Annotated in this window: 19 protein-coding genes; 3 read left to right on the forward strand and 16 right to left on the reverse strand. The window is 61.9% G+C overall.

Annotation, left to right across the window (positions count from 1 at the left end; genetic code table 11):
- Window positions 1-40: 40 nt before the first annotated feature.
- From ybgF to JQ641_RS30070, 9 genes are all read right to left on the reverse strand, one after another.
- Window positions 41-1,189 carry a tol-pal system protein YbgF gene (ybgF, locus tag JQ641_RS30030; RefSeq protein WP_249150838.1) on the reverse strand — a complete coding sequence of 383 codons (1,149 nt, stop codon included), beginning with the start codon at window positions 1,187-1,189 and terminating at the stop codon, window positions 41-43.
- Window positions 1,190-1,432: 243 nt separating this feature from the next.
- Window positions 1,433-1,924 (reverse strand): peptidoglycan-associated lipoprotein Pal, encoded by a 492-nt coding sequence (pal, locus tag JQ641_RS30035; protein ID WP_192736825.1) that lies wholly within the window; start codon window positions 1,922-1,924, stop codon window positions 1,433-1,435.
- A 290-nt stretch (window positions 1,925-2,214) separates the two neighbouring features.
- A complete protein-coding gene (locus JQ641_RS30040; RefSeq protein WP_211999468.1) occupies window positions 2,215-2,949 on the reverse strand; it encodes an N-acyl amino acid synthase FeeM domain-containing protein in 735 nt (244 codons plus the stop codon).
- Window positions 2,950-3,095: 146 nt separating this feature from the next.
- Window positions 3,096-5,426, reverse strand: coding sequence for a putative bifunctional diguanylate cyclase/phosphodiesterase (locus tag JQ641_RS30045; RefSeq protein ID WP_211999469.1), 2,331 nt, complete (start codon window positions 5,424-5,426; stop codon window positions 3,096-3,098).
- Between the two features lie 173 nt (window positions 5,427-5,599).
- Window positions 5,600-6,931, reverse strand: a complete 1,332-nt coding sequence (tolB, locus tag JQ641_RS30050; RefSeq protein WP_211999527.1) for a Tol-Pal system beta propeller repeat protein TolB — start codon at window positions 6,929-6,931, stop codon at window positions 5,600-5,602.
- Window positions 6,932-7,017: 86 nt separating this feature from the next.
- Complete coding sequence (gene tolA, locus JQ641_RS30055) at window positions 7,018-7,995, reverse strand: cell envelope integrity protein TolA (protein ID WP_211999470.1); 978 nt, start codon at window positions 7,993-7,995, stop codon at window positions 7,018-7,020.
- A gap of 82 nt (window positions 7,996-8,077) precedes the next feature.
- Window positions 8,078-8,551 (reverse strand): biopolymer transporter ExbD, encoded by a 474-nt coding sequence (locus tag JQ641_RS30060; RefSeq protein WP_192736829.1) that lies wholly within the window; start codon window positions 8,549-8,551, stop codon window positions 8,078-8,080.
- 93 nt (window positions 8,552-8,644) lie between these two features.
- On the reverse strand, window positions 8,645-9,328 hold the full coding sequence (gene tolQ, locus JQ641_RS30065; protein WP_192736952.1) for a protein TolQ: 684 nt from the start codon (window positions 9,326-9,328) through the stop codon (window positions 8,645-8,647).
- Between the two features lie 1,314 nt (window positions 9,329-10,642).
- Entirely contained in the window at window positions 10,643-11,410 is a 768-nt protein-coding gene (locus JQ641_RS30070) for a serine acetyltransferase domain-containing protein (protein WP_211999471.1), read from the reverse strand.
- A gap of 168 nt (window positions 11,411-11,578) precedes the next feature.
- On the opposite strand from JQ641_RS30070, the gene JQ641_RS30075 reads away from it, so the two are divergent.
- Window positions 11,579-12,097, forward strand: a complete 519-nt coding sequence (locus JQ641_RS30075) for a GNAT family N-acetyltransferase (protein ID WP_211999472.1) — start codon at window positions 11,579-11,581, stop codon at window positions 12,095-12,097.
- A gap of 149 nt (window positions 12,098-12,246) precedes the next feature.
- Here JQ641_RS30075 and JQ641_RS30080 read toward each other — a convergent pair whose 3' ends face one another.
- From JQ641_RS30080 to JQ641_RS30110, 7 genes are all read right to left on the reverse strand, one after another.
- Window positions 12,247-12,732: a DUF2852 domain-containing protein gene (locus tag JQ641_RS30080; RefSeq protein WP_211999528.1), complete on the reverse strand. Its 486-nt coding sequence runs from the start codon at window positions 12,730-12,732 to the stop codon at window positions 12,247-12,249.
- Window positions 12,733-12,838: 106 nt separating this feature from the next.
- Window positions 12,839-13,567 (reverse strand): TetR/AcrR family transcriptional regulator, encoded by a 729-nt coding sequence (locus JQ641_RS30085; protein ID WP_211999473.1) that lies wholly within the window; start codon window positions 13,565-13,567, stop codon window positions 12,839-12,841.
- Between the two features lie 178 nt (window positions 13,568-13,745).
- Window positions 13,746-14,171, reverse strand: a complete 426-nt coding sequence (locus JQ641_RS30090; RefSeq protein WP_211999474.1) for a YciI family protein — start codon at window positions 14,169-14,171, stop codon at window positions 13,746-13,748.
- 184 nt (window positions 14,172-14,355) lie between these two features.
- Window positions 14,356-14,772: a YciI family protein gene (locus JQ641_RS30095; protein ID WP_211999475.1), complete on the reverse strand. Its 417-nt coding sequence runs from the start codon at window positions 14,770-14,772 to the stop codon at window positions 14,356-14,358.
- A gap of 253 nt (window positions 14,773-15,025) precedes the next feature.
- Window positions 15,026-15,394 carry a nuclear transport factor 2 family protein gene (locus tag JQ641_RS30100; RefSeq protein ID WP_211999476.1) on the reverse strand — a complete coding sequence of 123 codons (369 nt, stop codon included), beginning with the start codon at window positions 15,392-15,394 and terminating at the stop codon, window positions 15,026-15,028.
- Window positions 15,395-16,048 carry a glutathione S-transferase family protein gene (locus JQ641_RS30105; RefSeq protein ID WP_211999477.1) on the reverse strand — a complete coding sequence of 218 codons (654 nt, stop codon included), beginning with the start codon at window positions 16,046-16,048 and terminating at the stop codon, window positions 15,395-15,397. It lies immediately after the preceding gene.
- Window positions 16,049-16,117: 69 nt separating this feature from the next.
- A complete protein-coding gene (locus tag JQ641_RS30110; protein WP_211999478.1) occupies window positions 16,118-16,669 on the reverse strand; it encodes a dihydrofolate reductase family protein in 552 nt (183 codons plus the stop codon).
- A 94-nt stretch (window positions 16,670-16,763) separates the two neighbouring features.
- On the opposite strand from JQ641_RS30110, the gene JQ641_RS30115 reads away from it, so the two are divergent.
- A complete protein-coding gene (locus JQ641_RS30115) occupies window positions 16,764-17,258 on the forward strand; it encodes a winged helix-turn-helix transcriptional regulator (protein ID WP_211999479.1) in 495 nt (164 codons plus the stop codon).
- 274 nt (window positions 17,259-17,532) lie between these two features.
- Entirely contained in the window at window positions 17,533-19,200 is a 1,668-nt protein-coding gene (locus JQ641_RS30120) for a methyl-accepting chemotaxis protein (protein ID WP_502755013.1), read from the forward strand.
- Window positions 19,201-19,235: the final 35 nt, after the last annotated feature.

The following is a 19,235-nucleotide window of genomic DNA, read 5'->3' on the forward strand; positions in this document are numbered from 1 at the left end:
GTCCCGCATTCGATGCGGGTCAGGCCGAACGAGCGAAAGCTCAGCACTTCACCCGCTTCTGCTCGCGGTCGACGGCGGCCTTCACGCCGGCCGAGGCGCGCGGATATTTCCGTGTCACTTCGCCGAGCGCGGCGCAGGCCGCTTCCTTCTCCTTCAGCGCCGCCAGCGACTGGCCGAGCCGCAGCAGCGAGTCCGGCGCCTTTGCGGACGTGTCGAACTTGGTGGTCACGCCGAGAAAGGCCTCGGCGGCGTCGCGGTATTGCTGGCGCTGGAAGTAGCTTTCGCCGAGCCAGTATTGCGAATCCGCGATCAGGGGATCGCTCGGATATTTTTGCGCGAAGTTCTTCATGGTCTCTTCGGCGAGCGCATAATCCTTGCGCTGCATGTATCCGATGCCGAGATCGAACTCGTCCTTCGGCGTGGCCGAAGGCGGCAGCGTCGTCAGCGCGGCGCTGGCGCCGGGCGCACGCACGGGCGGCGGCGCGCCGCCGGGATCGCGCGGGCTGGTCGTCGCGAGATCGAGCGGCTCGCCCCGTCCGCGGCCGCCGGGAGCGCCGACCGGGGCCTCGTTGGGCATTGGCATCTGACCGCCACCGAGCGCGCGCGGTGCGCCGGGAGCGTTTGGATTCTGACTGGGATCGAAGGCGTCGCCGCGGCGACGGCCGGTCGCCGGCGCTGCGGCCTGCTCCTGCATGATCGGCGGCGGCGCCGCGATCTGCGGCTGCTCATAGGTCGGCTGCGCCTGCGGATAACCTTGCTGTCCCTGACCCTGCTGCCCCTGCGGATAATTCTGCTGCCCTTGCGGATAGCCCTGCTGCACCTGGGGTTGCCGCGCCGGCGGATAGGCCTGGACCGGGGGCGGCACCGCGGCCACGCTGGGCTGGGCCGCCGGGGGCTGACCGGCAGGGGCTACGGCCGCACCACCACCGAGCTGCCGCAGGCGCTCCTCGAGCTGGCGGTTGCGATATTGCAGTTCCTCGTTCTGGCCGGTGAGCTGCCGCAGCTGGTTCTCGAGCCGCTGGATCCGCATATCCGCATCGGCGTCGTCGGATTGCGCCTGGACCGGCGGGGAGCCTTGCGGAGAAGAGGACCACGGGAACGATATCTGTGCGAAAGAGGCCTGCGAAGACAAGGAGAGCATCGCGGCAATCGCCGCGGCGCTGATCGCATTGAGAAACCTGAATGACATTTTGCCCTGACGACGAAAATTCGGCGTGACATCGAAAGCCGAACACATTGAGAGAGGGAGTACGCCAGAATTGTGACTGGCGTTTCCGAATCCGGAACCCGGATTTCGGTATGGTTTAGTATCAGCTTCAAAACAAGCAAGCGGCTTGGTCGGCGGGCCGTTCATCTAACCGATGCCGCCCCGCACAAAATAAAACCGGCGCCAGAAGGCGCCGGTTTCGAAATTCCGGGAAGACGCGAAGTCTCAGGCGCCGGCGTTCAGCACCGTGACCGCGCGGCGGTTCTGCGACCAGCAGGAGATGTCGTTACACACGGCGACCGGGCGCTCCTTGCCGTAGGAGATCGTGCGCATGCGGTTCGGATCGACGCCACGCGAGGCGAGATAGCTCCGTACCGACTGGGCGCGCCGTGCACCGAGCGCGATGTTGTATTCGCGGGTGCCGCGCTCGTCCGCATGACCTTCGATGGTGAAGGAATAGCGGTTGTAGGTCTGCAACCACTGCGCCTGCTTTTCCAGGGTCGCGATCGCCTGCGGGCTGAGCTCGGTCTGGTCGCTCTCGAAGAACACGCGGTCGCCGACATTGACCACGAAGTCCTGCTGGCTGCCCGGGGTCGCCGCACTCGCCATCGCCCCCTCGGCGCCGACGTTCTTGTTGGCGCAAGCGCCCATCGACAGGGCCACCGCGAGTACCGCGGCCAGTTTCAATCCCTGGAGGATGCGCATCTGATGTTTCATTCCGGAGCCTCCACGCTCACGTTTTCCGACTGTTATCCGGTCTACAGGGCGATGGTTAAGCGAACGTTCCGTCAACCTTGATGGAACCTTGCCAGACCCGATCAAATGCCGACAAACCGTGAAAAGCGCCCACGATGGTTAATGGTTTGTAAATGTGGCGCGACGGTGAAGGCAAGCGGGCTGAGGCCGGAATCATCGTTTTGGGCGCCCGGCACAATGCGGTTGTGCACCGATTGGGCAGCCCTTCTGCCGCCGGACAGCAAATTCCTGCTGATTCCGGCCCGGCCGCTTCAGGAACTGGGAACGATCGAGGCTCGCTCGAAGGTCGATATTTCGGCTTCCTGGAAGGCGTGAGGCGCACGCTGGAACAGCATCCGCCGCTCGAATGCGCTTGAACGCATGATGGGAAACCGGGTCATGACGTGTTCCCGCACGGCGCGGAAGTCGGACGCCATCAATGCCACCTTGGCCAATGCGTTCGGAAACTGGCGCGGGTCGGCGATGGTCTCGTTAAGAAAGACCCGGCGATAAAACGACTGGTGCGCGGGGCGAACGAGCGCGAGCCCGGTATCGGCGTTGAAATACTCGCATGCCAGATAGGCCAGCCGCACTGTCAAATAAGGAAGCTCCGGGAAACGCTGGGCTTTATCCGGATCTGCAACGAAACGAGCCGGATCGATGAAAACTTCGCCGCGGTCGAGGCGCGGGTGAAGAACATCGCCGAACAAATCGGTGGTGCAGGACATCCGCTGGTCGGACGTCAGGACGTGGAGACGGATCGAGCTGTAAAGTTCACCGTCGACATAGATTCCGAACGTCCAGGCATTGGGCGCATCGTCGTAGCGATCACTGTAGCGCTCGGTTCCTGACGGCGGAATTAAATTGCCGTGCGTATAGGCCCTGTAGCGCATCAAATAGAGCTGATCTTTCGCCTCAGGCGTTTCGATGGGCCGGTAATCGACGCGGTCAAACAGCGCGCCTCCCCGCACAGCAAACGAAGCGCGCGGTTCGGCTCCGGATTTCATCTCGTACTCCATCACTTCCAAACAACCTCAGCGAGTACGAAAAACTTAACAGCTCCTTAACAAAATTGCAAAGCTATCGACACGTTAGGGTTAACCTTTGCGGCCTTCGCGCCCGTAAAATTACGGAGCAATTACGGGAAGTTGTATCAGGCAATCGAGCGCGACGGCACCACGACCAGCGGTTCGTCCGGCGAACGGCGGCCGTGGGAAGCATTCAGCAACTGGCGAACCCGAACCGACGGGACCGGCCGGCTGAACAGATAGCCTTGCGCCTCGGTCACCGTGCCATCGGTGCTGATCAATTCGAGTTGTTCGTTGGTCTCGATGCCCTCGACCACGACCGACATGCCGAGATCGGCCGAGAGCCGCGCCACGCCCCGCAGCAATGTCAGCGGACGATCAGTATCGATGCCTTCGAGGAAGGAACGGTCGATCTTCACTTTCTGCAGTGGGAAGTTGTGCAGATAGCTCAGGCTCGAATAGCCGGTGCCGAAATCGTCCAGCGAGATCCGCACGCCGAGCGAATGCAGTTGCGACAGCACATCATGAGTCAGCTGCGTGTTGCGCAACAACGAGGATTCGGTGATCTCGATTTCGAGCCGGTGCGCCGGCAGGCCGGAGACCTCGAGCGCGTAGCGGACTTCGCTCAGCACGTCGCGCTGATGGAATTGCTGCGGCGAGAAGTTGACGGCGACGCTGACGGCCTCGGGCCACTTCATGCACTCCATGCAGGCCTTGCGCAAAATCCAGCGGCCGAGATCGACGATCAGGCCCATATCCTCGGCGACCGGAATGATATCGATCGGCGATACCGTGCCGCGGACCGGATGATTCCAGCGCAGCAGCGCCTCGCAGGTCGCGATCTTGCCGGACTTGATATTGACCAGCGGCTGATAGAACAGCTCGAACTCCTCGTTCGCCAGCGCCTTGCGCAGGTCGAGTTCAAGGATGCGGCGCGCTTCGACGGTTTGGGCCATCTCGTCGCGGAAGAAGCAGAAGGTGCCGCGGCCATCGGCCTTGGCGCGGTACAGCGCCATGTCGGCATTCTTCAGCAGCGTATCCGCGCTGACCCCGGGAGAGGTCATGGCGATGCCGACGCTGGCGCCGATCTCGACCAGATGATTGTCGATCTTGTAGCGCTCGCTCAGCCGGTCGACGATGCGCCGGGCGAGACCTGCTGCGTCCTCGTGGGAATGAATGTCCTGCTGGAACACCACGAATTCGTCGCCGCCAAACCGCGCCACGAAGTCCTCGGGACGCAACATCTCGCGCAGCCGGCCGGCAACCGCGCACAACAACTGATCGCCGCAGGGATGACCCAGCGTGTCGTTGACCTGCTTGAATTGATCGAGGTCGACGAACAGCAGCGCCGACAACCTGTCGGCGCCTTGCTGAATGGCCAGCAGGCGCCCAATTTCGTCGCGGAAATTGACCCGGTTGGGAAGCTCGGTGAGTTCGTCGTAACGCGCGAGATGGCTGATCTTGGCTTCCGCGTCGCGCCGCTCGGTGATGTCTTCGAGCAATACCACCGCGCCTCCGCCCGCCATCGGCTGGAACGTCCATGACAGGGACCGGTTGCGCGTAAAGTCGGGATCGGTCGTGATCATGTCCCGCGCCTGCGAGCTCTCGATTTCCGACAGGATCATGCTGCCGCTCGCATTCGAAATCGAACCGGAGGCGACGCAGGCTGCAATAATGTCGGACGCACTGGCGGCACCCTGCACCGAATCGTCAGGCAGGCTCATCATCTCGCTGAAGCGGTGGTTCATGACCGCAAGGCGGCCGTCAGCGCCGAACATGCACAGCCCGTGCGGCATGTTGTTCAACGCGGTATCGAACTGGCCGGCCAGCGCCGCCTCGCGCTCGCGCGCCATCAGCGCCTGCATGAATATTCTGTGCAGATTGGCCGAAATTTGTATGACCGCCACGAGGAATGCCGCGCACAGCACCGACATGGCCATGTAATAGGGCGTGCCACGCAATGCCAGCGCGATGACGGTTGAACCGAAGCAAAGGTAAGCCTGCAGCTGGAATATCCATTGCCGTCCATAGGCCCTGCCCGCACCGCCCGCCACGAATCCGGTGGTTGTGGACAGACAAATCATATGGGCGACGGCGTCGTCGGAGACCAGCAGGGTGGTGCAGCACCAGATGCCGACCGCGGCGGCCTGGATGATCGCCCCGATCTGATGCCGGCTCTTCCACCGCGCAGCTTCATCGGCGGTCAGCGTCGCTTTGCGTGTATCGTACCGCCGCAAGTCGAACGCCCGGAGGGCGGCGGCGAAGACGAGAAGCGCGACACACGCCCAGATGAGCGGTTCTCCCGTCTTCAGCGCGGTCACGGCCGCCGCAACGGCGCCGAAGAAAAGACCCGTGAGCAGCGGAGCGCGGGTTTCGAACAGCGAATCGATCAGCGCCGCGCGAAGATACGGCGACATCTTCTGATCGGACTCTCCGTTCTGGTTTGCGAGCTGCATTTCGGGTGTACGCCGTCCTGTTCGGGTGCGTAGTCTTACCCTTTGCAGATGAAGTCTTTCTGAGGGAATATCGTTACCAAGACGTTGCTTTCGGTTTCAGGCTGCAGAAATCCGCCTGATAAATCAGCGCGCTAGGCAATGTTTGCCGATTAACGCCCCAACCCGTGGAACGCTCAGGACAACAGCGGAGACCATGCCGGATCGGAGGCGAAGCCGGGGGTCGGGACCCGCAGCTCGTTGCGCCCGGAGATATCGACGGTGAACAATGAAGGGCCGCTGTTGCCGCCGGGCTCGCGGAAGAACATCAGCACCCTGCCGTTCGGCGCAAAGGTCGGGCCTTCGTTGTGGAAGCCCGAAGTGAGAATGCGTTCGCCCGATCCGTCCGGCTTCATGATGCCGATCGCGAACTGACCACCACCCTGCTTGGTGAAGGCGATGTAGTCGCCGCGCGGCGACCACACCGGCGTCGAATAGCTGCCCTCCTGGAACGAAATGCGCTGCGCCCCGCCGCCGGTCGCCGGCATCACATAGATCTGCGGCTTGCCGCCGCGATCGGACTCAAAACAGATGCGGGCGCCGTCCGGCGAATAGGACGGCGAGGTGTCGATCGCCGGCGTGTCGGTCAGCCGCGTCGTCGATTTCGAGCGCAGGTCCATCACGAACAGATTCGAATTGCCGCCCTGCTGCAGGCTCATGATGACGCGCTGGCCGTCCGGCGAGAAGCGCGGCGAGAACGACATGCCCGGGAAGTTGCCGACGATCTCGCGCTGCCCGGTCTCGATGTTGAACAAATAGACGCGCGGGTCGCCCTGCCCGAACTCCATATAGGTGATTTCCTGGGTCGACGGCGAAAACCGCGGCGTCAGCACCAGGTCGGCGCCGCGCGTCAGATATTTCACGTTGGCGCCGTCCTGATCCATCAAGGCCAGCCGCTTGACGCGGCGTTCCTTGGAGCCGCTCTCGTCGACGAACACCACGCGGCTGTCGAAGTAGCCCTTTTCGCCGGTCAGGCGCTCGTAGATCTGGTCGGAGATGATGTGGGCGATCCGGCGCCAGTATTCCGGCGAGGTGAAATATTGCTGGCCGGTGAGCTGCTGGCCGGTGTTGACGTCCCAGAGCCGGAATTCGGCCTTGAGACGGCCGTCGCCCTGCCGCGTCATGCGGCCGGTCACCAGCGCCTGCGCGTTGATGGTTTTCCAGTTTTGGAAGCTCGGTGCCGCGTCGATGTTGATGGTCTTTTCGACGTAGGCCGCCTGGTCGATCGGCGCGAACAGACCGCTGCGCTTGAGGTTGTTGGTGATGACCTGCGTGACGCCGACGCCGACCTCGGCGTCCGCCGGTGTGCCGGCGGCGAAATTCGGGATCGCGATGGGGAGCGGCGTGAATTCGCCCTCGGGCACAATGATGCGTTTCGGCGCCTGGCCGAAGGCGCGCTGGCCGCCCATCAGCAGGCCCGCTGACGCCATCCCGGTAATGATCTGCCGGCGGCTCGGGCGAAACAGCATGTTCGGCAATCCATCTTTGTCAGTCATCGCTTCGACTTTGCTCATATCCGTGATTGCCGGGAGGTGACCACCAAATTACAAAAGCTTCAGGTCTTCTGTTCGGTGAACACCGGCGCAAAATATTTCCATTCCTCGAAAAACGCCGCAGGCAGCTTGTACGGCTGGCATTCGATGATCGCGCGCAACGCGCTCTCCTGATAGACGCGCAAATACGGCGTTGCCGGCGTTCCTTCCGGAACCGGCATTCCCTCGAGCGTACCGTCGCGCTTCAGGCGGATCGCAAACGCCGCTTCCGGCTTCTGCGACTCGATGCCGCCATAGGGCTTCTTCCAGCATCGCTCGACCTGCTGCTTGAACATCGATCCCCAGGTCGCGGAGTTGTCTGCGGCTGTGCCCTTGGCGGTGCCCAGGGCGGCATTCGAATTCAAGGTGTCGCCGGTCGCGGCCTTTCGCGACGGGTCCCGCTTGTCGAGCAGCGCTGCGATACTGACCAACGGATCTTCCGTCTTGGCCTTGGCATCCGCTTTGGCTTTCGCCTCGGCTTCGGCCTTGGCTTTCGCCTCTGCCTTGGCCTTCGCTTCCGCCTTGGCTTTTGCCCTCGCCTCAGCCTTGGCCTTTGCCTCCGCCTCTGCGTTCGCCTTCATCATCTCTTCCGCGATCGGATCGACCTTGGGCGGATCGGGCTTCTTGTCCGGCTTCGGCTCTTCCTTTGCCTTTTCGGCAACCTTCGGCGGGTCCGGTTTTTTCTCAACCGGCTTCTCTTCCGCCTTGGGCGGCGCCATTTCGGTGATCACAGGCGCCTTCTCGGTCACCTTGCCGACCGCGTCTTCGAGCGGCTTGGCCTCGGCAACCTTGTCCACCAGCGGCTTCGGATTTTCCTTCTTGCCGGTCTTCTGGCCGGCCATGACCTTGGCGAGCTGGTCAGGGGAAATGACATCGACGGCGACCGATTCCTCCGGCGTCATCTCGTAAGCCTTGGTCGAGAACGACACCAGTCCGTACCCCAGCACGAGGACGTGCAGGGCGACCGACGCAGCCAGTGTCTTGTCGATCTTGAGCTTCACTTAAGTCTTTCCGCTCCGCTCACGTACGTTTCTCGCTCCGCTCGCGCACTTCAGCTTCCACCCCGTGCGAATACGCTGGCGCTCACGAGCCCTGCTCGGGGACGATCACGATGTTCGCCTTGAACCCCGCGGTCCGAATATAACCCAACAATTTCATCATATCTGTGTAACAGACGTCTTTATCGCCGCGCAGATAGACCACGCTCTCGGCCTCCGACCGGGTTTCCCTTATAGCCTTGATTTTGGGCAACAAGTCGGCGGCAGGGATCAATGTATCCCCCAGATATAGTTCGACATTCGAGTTGCAGGCGCCGCCGGTGCGCTTGACCGACAGCGTCAATGGCGGGGCGTTCGACGCCAGCGACTTGCCGCCGCTGGCGACCGGCAAATCGATATCGATGGTCGAGGTCATCAGGGGCGCGGCCACCATGAAGATGATCAAGAGCACCAGCATCACGTCCACCATCGGCGTGACGTTGATCTCCGCCATCACGGCGGCGCGTCGCCGGCCGCGGCGTCCACCGCCACCTGCCGAACCTGCCATGTTCATCGCCATGATCGGATGCCCACAATGCTCACGATTGACCGCTCCTCACGCCGTTTATCCGGGGCATGATCTGGTCCGAAAACCGGTTTCCACTTTTCGGGATCATGCCCGCTCGTCGATCTGGCGCGACAGGATCGCTGAAAATTCGTCGGCGAACCCCTCCAGCCGCTGGGCCTGCCGGTTCACCTCGGAGATGAACTTATTGTAGAAAATAGTCGCCGGAATGGCAGCGATAAGGCCGATCGCCGTGGCAAACAGCGCCTCCGCGATACCAGGCGCCACCACCGCCAGCGAGGTGTTCTTCGAGGCCGCGATCGACTGGAAGCTCGACATGATGCCCCAGACGGTTCCGAACAGGCCGACGAACGGCCCGGCCGAGCCGACCGTGGCCAGCACCAGAAGCCGCCGTTCCAGCCGCTCCACTTCACGGGCGATGGAGACGTTCATCACCTTCTCGATCCGCATCTGCAGGCCGGCAAAGGACCTGGTCTGGCTCTCGAACGAACGTTTCCATTCGCGCATCGCCGCGACAAAGCACGCTGCCATGGATTGGGTCGGCTTGGCGGAGAGCGAGCGGTAAAGCTCCTCGATCGATTGCCCGGACCAGAACGCCTGTTCGAAACGGTCCATCGCGCGCTTGGTGCGCGCATAGAGAAAGATCTTGTCGATGGCGATCGCCCAGACCCAGACCGAACAGGCGAGCAGCCCCATCATCACTGATTTGACGACCCAGTGCGCCTGCAGGAACAGCGAAATCAGCGACACGTCTGACGCGGCCAGCGACAGCGATTGCGTTTCGACCTGTTGGGCGCTGGCGGACGAAGCCGTTGCCAGAAGGCAGGCCAGCGTCACGAACTGCAGGAATCTCCGGATCACCAGATCAAATCCTCTCAATGCTCTCGTTTGGGCATGACCCTCTTCGGAAAACCGGTTTCCACGTTTCCGGATCATGCTCTATCTCTTGTTTGGAGCATGATCCTTTCGGAAAACCGGGTCCCACTTTTCCGGATCATGCTCTGTCTCTTGTTTGGAGCATGATCTTTTCGGAAAACCGGGTCCCACTTTTCCGGATCATGCTCCTTCCCAAATTCCTCCGGGAGCGACTGGCTGCCGGTTCCACAGCCGCGCATCGGGCGCGGCGAAAATTGCGCCAGCGCGAGAGCCTCATTGGTGTCGCATGGGGGGCCCGTCCAAAGCCGGGTCCTGCTTCCCCTGCCAACGTGTCAAAACGAGGGCTATCCGCGCGTCTTTACGTCCCTAACCAGACGCTAATCTTGGTTAATGCGAGGTTACCAAAGGACAATTTGACTGCCGGAAATCAAGGCAGGCCGGGCGGTTACGGGGGCTGGAACCGGGTTCCCGGACAAGTGGCCCGTCATCCCCGCGCAGGCGGGGATCCAGTACGCCGCGGCTTATCGGATCTATCACTGGCGCCTCTGGAATACTGGGTCACCCGCCCCCCGTGCGCAATTGCGCACTCGGGCGGGTGACGACAACTGAATATGTCGTCGCATTCTCGCGACGCATTGCGCCCGAGCTTTGCCAGAAACTTCCCGCCCTCTTATCGAGAGGGCGCAGGGAAGACCGGGTGCGCGCTGCACCCGCGGTCTCGCGTGCGGTTTGCACAAAACAAATGCACACGAGCATACAGGGCAGCGGTGAACACCCGGCCTTCCCTGCGCAGTGGCTTTACGGCTTATGCCGTGATCTCCCCGGAGACGAGTTCTTTGTTGACTCCGTCGCTGCCGGTTCAGCTCGCGCTTCTCCGGCAACTTGACGCCGGCAACGGGCGCCAGGACCACACGGTTTTGCCGTACGCTTATCCACGCCCATCGTCTCAGCGCAAACCAGCGTCCACCGCAACCCGCCCAACGTCCGTGACGACGGCCGACGCCCTTCTGAGTAGGACGGGATGGCCAAATATATGCACCTGATTTTCATTCTGTTAAACAGAAATATTTTTTATTTCGGGGCTTGACACGATTTCTTTAAATCAGAACTGATTTGCCCGTCGGGTCGATTTGTCGCGCCCCCTGCACGAGATCGTGCTTGCGCGAGGAGCGACGCAGCTCCCAGCGCGTCCCTGCGCAAACGCTTTGCTCAGGCGGAAATCTTCGGCTGCGGGCAGTTCGTCAATCGCGCCGGCATGCCGACGGCAGTGCATCCGGCCGGCACGTCTTGCTCGATGAGCGCGCCGGCGCCGATCTTGGCGAAGTCGCCGATGCTTACGTCGCCCAGGATCGTGGCGCCGGTGCTGAGCAGCACGCCGCGGCCGATCCGCGGCGCGCGGCCCGGCATTGCCTGTTTCCGGCCGATGGTGACGTTTTGCAGGATCGTCACCTCGTCGCCGATGACAGCGAAGGCGCCGACGATGATGCCGGTCGCGTGATCGAGAAACACCGAGGTGCCGATCGAGGCGGAAGGGTGAATGCTGACCTGAAGCGAATCCGACGACAGGCTTTGTAACAACAGGGCGAGGTCGGTTCGCTCGTGACGCCAGAGCCAGTTGGACACGCGCCAGGCCTGCAGCGCGACGTAGCCCTTGAAGTTGAGCAGCGGCGGCAGCAGCCCTTTGGTCGCAGGATCGTGAACGGCAATGCTTTGCAGATCGCGGCTCGCCGCGTCGATCAGGTCGGGCGCGGCGTGAAAGGCCTCACGGGCCACGCGTGCGAACAACTCGCGGTCATCAGCGGTCTTGCCGAGCCGTTCGCCGATCTGATGGGCGAGCGCGCGACTGAAATCGGCATGATCGAGGATCGCTGACGACAGCGAAGCGCCGAACAGCGGATCGCTGGCGAGGACGCTTTCGGCCTCGCGGCGGAGGGATCGCCAGAGCTGGTCGACTGGTGCAATTGCGTTCTGCGTCATCGCCATTGGCCCCAAATGTAGCATCGGCGCGAATATAGGCAGTCCAGGGAACTCCGCCAGTACAAAGCAGCGTCGCTTCTGGCCGGTTGCGGGCAATGGCGCAGCACCCGATATTGGCGGCAGCCGGCCATCTTTCATCTTCGGTGCGCTGTGCGGAGGCGGCCCCGGATGGAATCAGTGATCGATATCCGCCCATTCAAGATCGACGATGCGGAGCATGTGCGAGACCTGTTTGTCAGGGTCAATCGGCTGTTGGCGCCGCCTCCGATGAAGCTGGCATTTGAAGACTATATCGCGGCTTCTCTCAGGGAAGAGATCGATCAGATCGACAGCTATTACGGCAGAAAGCTGGGCGGCTTCTGGGTAGCGGTCGAGGGAGAGAAAGTCGTCGGAATGTTTGGACTTGAGCCATCATCGATAGACGCGATGGAGCTTCGCCGCATGTACGTTGAGCCCGATGCCCGTCGTCAGGGCATCGCACGAAGAATGCTGGGTTTCGCGGAAGACGAGTGCCGACGACGTAACCGGTTCCGGATGGACTTGAGCACTTCAGAGTTACAGGGCGATGCCCTGTTGCTCTATCGAAACGCCGGATATCAATTGGTCCGCGAAGAGGTCGCCATCGCGGCCAGCAACAAGACGCTGGGCGGCGGAATTCGCCGTTTCCATTTCACCAAACTACTTTGAGCCGGCGACGGCAGATGCAACGTCAGGCCGGCAACAGCAAACCGCCCGTCTGTGCTGATCACAAACGGGCGGCTCGTTAGCCTTCAGGCGCTATGGGGGCACATCGCCCGAGGCGTTAGCTCACGACTTGAAGTTCAGCCCTTCGAGTTTCAGCTTTGCGGCTGATCGTTCGGCGGGGTCGGGCGCGGCTTGTGCTGCGCCATGAACTGGTCGAACTCTTCCTTGTCCTTGGCGTGACGCAGGCGATCGAGGAAGTCGCGGAATTCGACCTGCTCTTCCTCGAGGCGCCGCAGCGTTTCGGTGCGGTATTCGTCGAAGGCGCGGTTGCCGCTCGAGGGCGGGCCGAAACCACCGAAGCCGAAACCACGGCGCTCCATGCGGCCGCGCATACGGTCCATCTTGTACTGCATCCGCTCCATCTTGTTCTGCCAGCGATCCTGATGACTCCAGCAACCCATTTTTCTGCTCCCTAGTGTGAAAAAGAGAAGGGCAAGCCCAATCGGCCACCAGATGATGAAGCCGAGGATGGTTACGGCGATCCAGCCGGGATGCCAGGGGCTATCCAGCATATGCGGGGGCCGACTGGTTTCTTCAGCGGGGCCGCGCCATCGATTGACATCTGCGGTGTAGGCCATTTCCCTCTCCATGACGGCGATCACGCCGTTGTGAATGTAAATAACATTTACATACCTAAACCATCCACGTTTTTTGTCAAGCGGGCGGCAAGCGGCCGCCGTTAAATTATTTTGGAGAGCCCCAAGGACCAGCCGGCGGAACCGGCGGCGGACCTGGTGGCTTGGGGTCTGCGGGGTCCTTCGCGGCAGGCCTTCGATCGGTCGGGAAACCGAGACCGCGCAGATAAATCAGCACTTCGGCTTCCAGGAGATCTTCGGCCGACATCGGCAGCTTGCGGCGCGCCGCATCGCCCCGCGCGAACAGCGACGCCACGCCGTGCGACATCGACCAGATGTGCAAGGCCATCATCATCGCCGGCGGCCGCGGCATGCCCGGCGGCACCAGCGCGGCGAGACGCTCGGCCGCCGCCCTGATCACGGCGAAGGCGCGTTCGCTCGCCGCCTGCAGTGTCGGACTAAGATCGACTGGAAGGCCGGATTCGAACATCGCCGAGTAGAACGCCGGCTCATTGCGCGCGAAGGCGAGATAGGCTTTGCCGAGCCGCTCGAACGCCGTGACGGTGTCGGGTCGGCCGTCGTCCCAGGCTTGCAGCAAGAGCGCCTCGAACTGCTCGAAGCCGCGCTGCGCGATCGAGGACAGCAATTCATCGCGGTCGCGAAAATGCCGGTAAGGCGCCGCCGGGCTGACGCCGGCCATGCGCGCGGCATCGGCAAAGGTGAAGCCGGCCGCGCCCTTTTCGGCGATCAGGCCGAGCGCCGCCTGCAGCAGCGCCTCTTTCAGATTGCCGTGATGATAGCCGCGCTCGGGGCGGCGGGGTTCTTTGCGCCAACTCATGTGAAAGGCTTTTACATGAGTTGGCTATAAAGGTCACTTATTTTGGGCGTTCAGGAAGGTTAACGGGCCGAAATGCGTTGTGGAAGCGGCCCCGCCGCGCCCCTGCAAGCGCGCGCTTCGTTCGTCTCGCCCCGTATAGGACGGGAAGAGAGCGATCCCGAGAGAAGGTTCCGGCGCTTTACCGCGCCTTGTGCGCATTTCCCTTCTGCAACTCCTCGAAGCCTTTGGCTGCCTGCTGCACTTCCTCCGAGAAATCGGCCATCTCCTGCACCTGGCGGATTTCGATGATCTCGTTCTCCGAAGCCGGGCACTTCTTGGCCCAGGCGATCGCCTCCTCGCGCGACTTGACGTCGATCATCCAGTAGCCGCCGAGCACTTCCTTGGCCTCGGTGAACGGACCGTCGGTGACGATGGGCTTGCCTGACGCGAACGACACCCGCGCGCCCATCGACGGCGGGTGCAACCCGTCGAGCGCGATCAGGACTCCGGCTTCACTCAGCGCCTCATTGTATTTCATCATCGCCGTGACGCGCTCGGGATCGAGTTGCACATCCGGCGCCGCTGTCTCATAGCCCAGGGGGATCATCAGCATCATGAATCGCATGGTGGTTCCTTCATATGTTCGAAGCGGAGTCCGATCTCACCTCCGTCATTCCCCGATGCGCAATTGCGCATCTGGGGATGCGCCGTAAGGCGCAGGCCCGGAATCCATCAGGCCGCATGTTTTGTCGGCCGATGGATTCCGGGCTCGCGCTACGCGCGCCCCGGAATGACGAGAGGAGAGAGCATCATTTCTTTCCAGCCTGCGCGCGCAGGCGATCTTCCTGCTCGCGCAGTTCGGGGGTGAACGCCTCGCCAAAATCCTCGGCCGCGAACACCTGGCGGATTTCGATCTCGGCGCCGCCGTCGAACGGCGCGCGCTTCATCCACGCGATCGCCTCGTCGAGCGATTTGGCGTTGATCAGCCAGAAGCCGGCGACGAGATCGCTGGTCAGGGGGAACGGCCCTCTGACGGCACTGCCCTCTCCGCCCTGATATTTGACCCGCGCGCCCTTCGAAGACGGATGCAGGCCCTCGCCGGCCTCCATCATGCCGGCCTTGACCAGTTCCTCGTTGAACTTGCCCATCGCGGTCAGCATATCCGTACTCGGCATCACGCCGGCTTCGGTATCCTTGCTGGCCTTCACAATCACCATGAATCGCATCGTTTCGCTCCGTTTTGTCGGACTGGCCGGTCGGCCGGTACCATCGCTCGTCAACATGACGAACCGGGTTTTGCGGCACCGACATGGCTTCCGAAATTATTTTGGAGGTAATGGTCCCATCAAACACCGCACCCTCATCCTGAGGAAGCCGCGAAGCGGCCGTCTCGAAGGATGGCCGCATCGGGGCTTCATGGTTCGAGACGCGCCTGCGGCGCTCCTCACCATGAGGGTGTGTCCTGTGGAGCCCGGTCCCCTACCCCTGCTGTTTGACGAATGCGCCGTTCTGATAGGTCGCGCCGAAATAGACGTCGATGCGCCTGATCCTGTCGCCCGCAAAAGCGAAGAACTCCGTATTGCGGAAACTCTTGCCTTCCCTGGCGACACATCGATAGGTCACGAACGCCGCCTCGCCCTCGACCATGATCGCTTCGAGATCCTGTCGTTCGATCCAGTCGCTGTTCTGCCAGCACCGCGCGAAATAGCTCGCCTTGTCGATTTCGTCGTCATAGGGGCTGGTGAATCGGAAATCATCGGTGAACGCGGACTCGACCGCCGCGCGGTCGTTCGCCAAATAGGCGGCGAACAGGTTGCGGATGATCCCGGTCTTGCTTGCGGAACTCATTCAGCGCTCCTTCGGCACCATACTGAAATAGGGCTCGGCCTCCTTCAGCACCCGTGCGAATGACGGCCGCGCCTTCAGTCGTTCGAGATAGGCGGCGAGGTTTGTTTCGCCGTCGCCGAACGGCAGCGCCATGCTGCCGTAGAACAGCGACGGCGCCGCGGCGCAGTCGGCGAGGCCGAAATCATCGCCCATCGCCCAGGCTCCGCCGGCCATCTGCCGGTCGATCATCGCGTATGAAGTGCGCAGCTGCGCCCGCGCCTCCTCGACGCCGTGGGGGTCCTTCTTCCCTTCAGGGCGAAGCCGGTCGAGCATGATCTTCTGCATCGGCAGGTGCACATAGAGATCGTAGAAGCGGTCGCGCAGCCGGGTCTGCAGGGCCTCGTCAGCGTCAGCCGGAAGCAATCGCGTGCGTCCGGGATAATGGCGATCGAGATATTCGATCACGATGCTCGATTCCGGGACGATCTCGCCCCTGGCATCGTCCTGCAGCACCGGAAATTTTCCGATTCCCCACAGTTGCAGCAGCGCGGCGCGTTCGGCCGGATTGCCGAGATCGACCAGCTTCGGCGTGAACGGGACGCCGTTCTCATAGAGCGCAATCAGCGCCTTCCAGCAGAATGATGACAGCGGGTGGAAATGCAGGGTCAGTGACATCTAAGCTCCGGATGTTGAGGCACGCCAGCAAGACGAACCAGGGTTTGGCCAACCGACATTTGCGGCGAACTATTTCGAAGCTGCCGGCGCGTAGCGCAGGATCACGATCCCGGTCGACAACGCCCGGCTGTCCAGCAGCTTCAGCCTGGTCCGCGCGCCCTGCTTGAACAACGGCGTTCCGCCGCCAAGGACAATCGGGTTCAGCGCGATGCGGAATTCGTCGATCACGCCGTGCGGGATCAGGTGCGAAGCCAGATCGGCGCTGCCGAACAGAAAGATATCCTTCGGCGCATCGCGCTTCAATTTGGTGACGGTGTCGGCCACTTCGCCCGCGAACATCCGCGTGTTGTTCCAACCGGATTGTTTCAGCGTGCGCGAGAACACGTATTTCGGCGCCGCATTCATGAAGTCAGCGACTTCGCCGGTCGCCTTCGGCCAATGGTTCGCCATCAGCTCATAGGTGACGCGGCCGAACAGCAATCCGCCGGCGGCGTTGAGCTGCTCGATCGACAATCGCTCCAGTTCCTCGCCCCAGACGTCTTCATGCCAGGAGATGTCCCGGTTCGGCCCTTCGACGAAGCCGTCCAGCGTCATCAGGTTCCACATGATCAGCTTTGCCATCTCTGCGCTCCCTTAACTGATTGCGATTTGCAACTGGTTGTATCCTGAGACAACCGGTGCAATATTGCAAGCAGTTTTTTCGGGGACGAATTCCATGACCGACGATCAACGCTCCGGCTGCCCGATCAACCTCACGCTGGAAGTGGTCGGCGACAAATGGAGCCTGCTCATCATCCGCGACATGATGTTCGGCAACCGGCGGCATTTTCGCGAGCTATTGACCAAGTCCGAGGAAGGCATCTCCTCCAACATCCTCGCCGACCGGCTGAAGACGTTGCTCGACGCCGACATCATCACCCGCGAGGACGATCCCAGCCACAAGCAGAAGGGAATCTATTCGCTGACCGAACAGGGCATCGAATTGCTGCCGGTCCTCGCGCAGATGGCAGCCTGGGGTTACAAATATCTCCCGGTTTCCGAAGAACTCGGCATCCGCGCCAGGCTACTCAGCGAGGGTGGGCCCAAAATGTGGGCAGAGTTCATGGACGAGTTGCGCGAGTCGCATCTTGGCGTTGCCAGACGCAAGAAGGGGCCGTCGGTCGGTGAACGGCTCCAGGCGGCGTATGAAAGTGTCGTCAACCGGACATAACGTTCAAAAAGCTCAAGAATTTTGCTCCGTATGAATACGTAGGCCGGCAGGCACTGTCGGAGGCATTCACTCTGCCCATCAACGTGCACACACGACAAATTATCGCGATGGATGAAGGCGCACAGGAAGTTCACACCGGAGAGCGCGTCGCACGAATTTCATCAGGCGAAACATTGGCGAGCGAGAATGGTTTACCGTTGATAAACGGGTATCTGCAACTTTTTCCCGAGTGAATTATTACAGCCCATTTTTTTCAAAAAGCGCGGAGCCTCATGTGTTCAATCTGCTAAAGAAAGCAAACACCCAAAGCGCGCTTGCCCAAGCCGCTGCCATCAACAAGTCGCAGGCCGTGATCGAGTTCAAGCTCGACGGCACCATCGTCACCGCGAACCCGAATTTTCTCGGCGCCGTGGGCTACACCCTGGCCGAAATCCAGGGCAAGCATCACGGCATGTTCGTCGATCCGGCCGAGCGCGAGAGCGCGGCCTATCGCGAATTCTGGGCGCGGCTGAACCGGGGTGAATTCCAGGCGGCGCAATACAAGCGGTTCGGCAAGGGCGGCCGCGAGATCTGGATCCAGGCGTCCTACAATCCCATTCTCGATAGCGGCGGCAAGCCGGTCGGGGTCATCAAGTTCGCGACCGACATTACGGCGCAAAAGATCCACAGCATGGAGGACGCCGGCAAGATCGCGGCGCTCAGCCGGGCCCAGGCCGTGATCGAATTCAACATGGACGGCACCATCGTCACCGCCAACGAGAATTTCCTCGGCGCGGTCGGTTACCCGCTCGATGAGATCCAGGGCAAGCACCACAGCATGTTCGTGGTCCCGGAAGATCGCGACAGCGCGGCCTATCGCGAGTTCTGGGCACGGCTGAACCGCGGCCAGTACGAAGCCGCCGAATACAAGCGCCTCGGCAAGGGCGGCAAGGAAATCTGGATCCTCGCCAGCTACAATCCGATCCTCAACGAGGCCGGCAAGCCGTTCAAGGTGGTCAAGTTCGCCACCGACGTCACCGCGCAGAGGCTGAAAGCCGCCGACAATGACGGCCAGATCGCCGCGATCGTAAAGTCGCAGGCCGTGATCGAATTCAACATGGACGGCACCATCCGCACCGCCAATCCGAATTTCTGCGCCGCGCTCGGCTATTCGCTACCCGAAATCCAGGGCAAGCATCACGGCATGTTCGTCGAGCCGAACGAGCGTAACGCGCCAGCGTATCGCGAATTCTGGGAAACCCTCAACCGCGGCCAGTATCAGGCGGCGGAATACAAGCGGATCGCCAAGGGCGGCCGCGAGATCTGGATCCAGGCGTCCTACAATCCGATCCTCGACCTCAACGGCAAGCCGTTCAAGGTGGTGAAATACGCGACCGACATCACCGCCCAGGCGATCGCGCGCAAGAAGGCCGAAAACGCCCGCGGCCTGATCGAGTCGGTAGCGGCGGGCAGCGAGGAGATGAGCGCCTCGATCCGGGAAATCTCCGAGACCATGACCAAGTCCAAGGCGAATGCCGCGAACGCGACCGCCCGGGTCGACGCCGCGGACGCGCAAGCTGTGAAACTCAGCGCCGCTTCGCAGGCCATGAGCGGGATCGTCGAGCTGATCGGCAACATCACCGGACAGATCAACCTTCTGGCGCTGAACGCCACCATCGAATCGGCGCGGGCGGGCGAAGCGGGCCGCGGCTTTGCCGTGGTGGCCTCCGAGGTCAAGAACCTCGCCAATCAGGCCAAGCACGCCACCGACACGATCTCGAAGGAGATCGAACAGCTCAACGGCGTCGCCAGCGAGGTCGTGGGCTCGCTCACGGCCATCAAGGAGGCGATCGCCAGCGTCAACGAGTTCATCGCTTCCACGGCGGCTGCCGTGGAAGAACAGAGCGCCGTCACATCGGACATGTCGTCCAACATGCAGCGCGCCTCCGCGGAATTGGCCTGATACGGGACCGCCAGCCCCTCGTATCGGTTCAATCA

Origin of the sequence: Bradyrhizobium sp. JYMT SZCCT0180 (genome assembly GCF_018130165.1) — a bacterium.
Classification (GTDB): domain Bacteria; phylum Pseudomonadota; class Alphaproteobacteria; order Rhizobiales; family Xanthobacteraceae; genus Bradyrhizobium.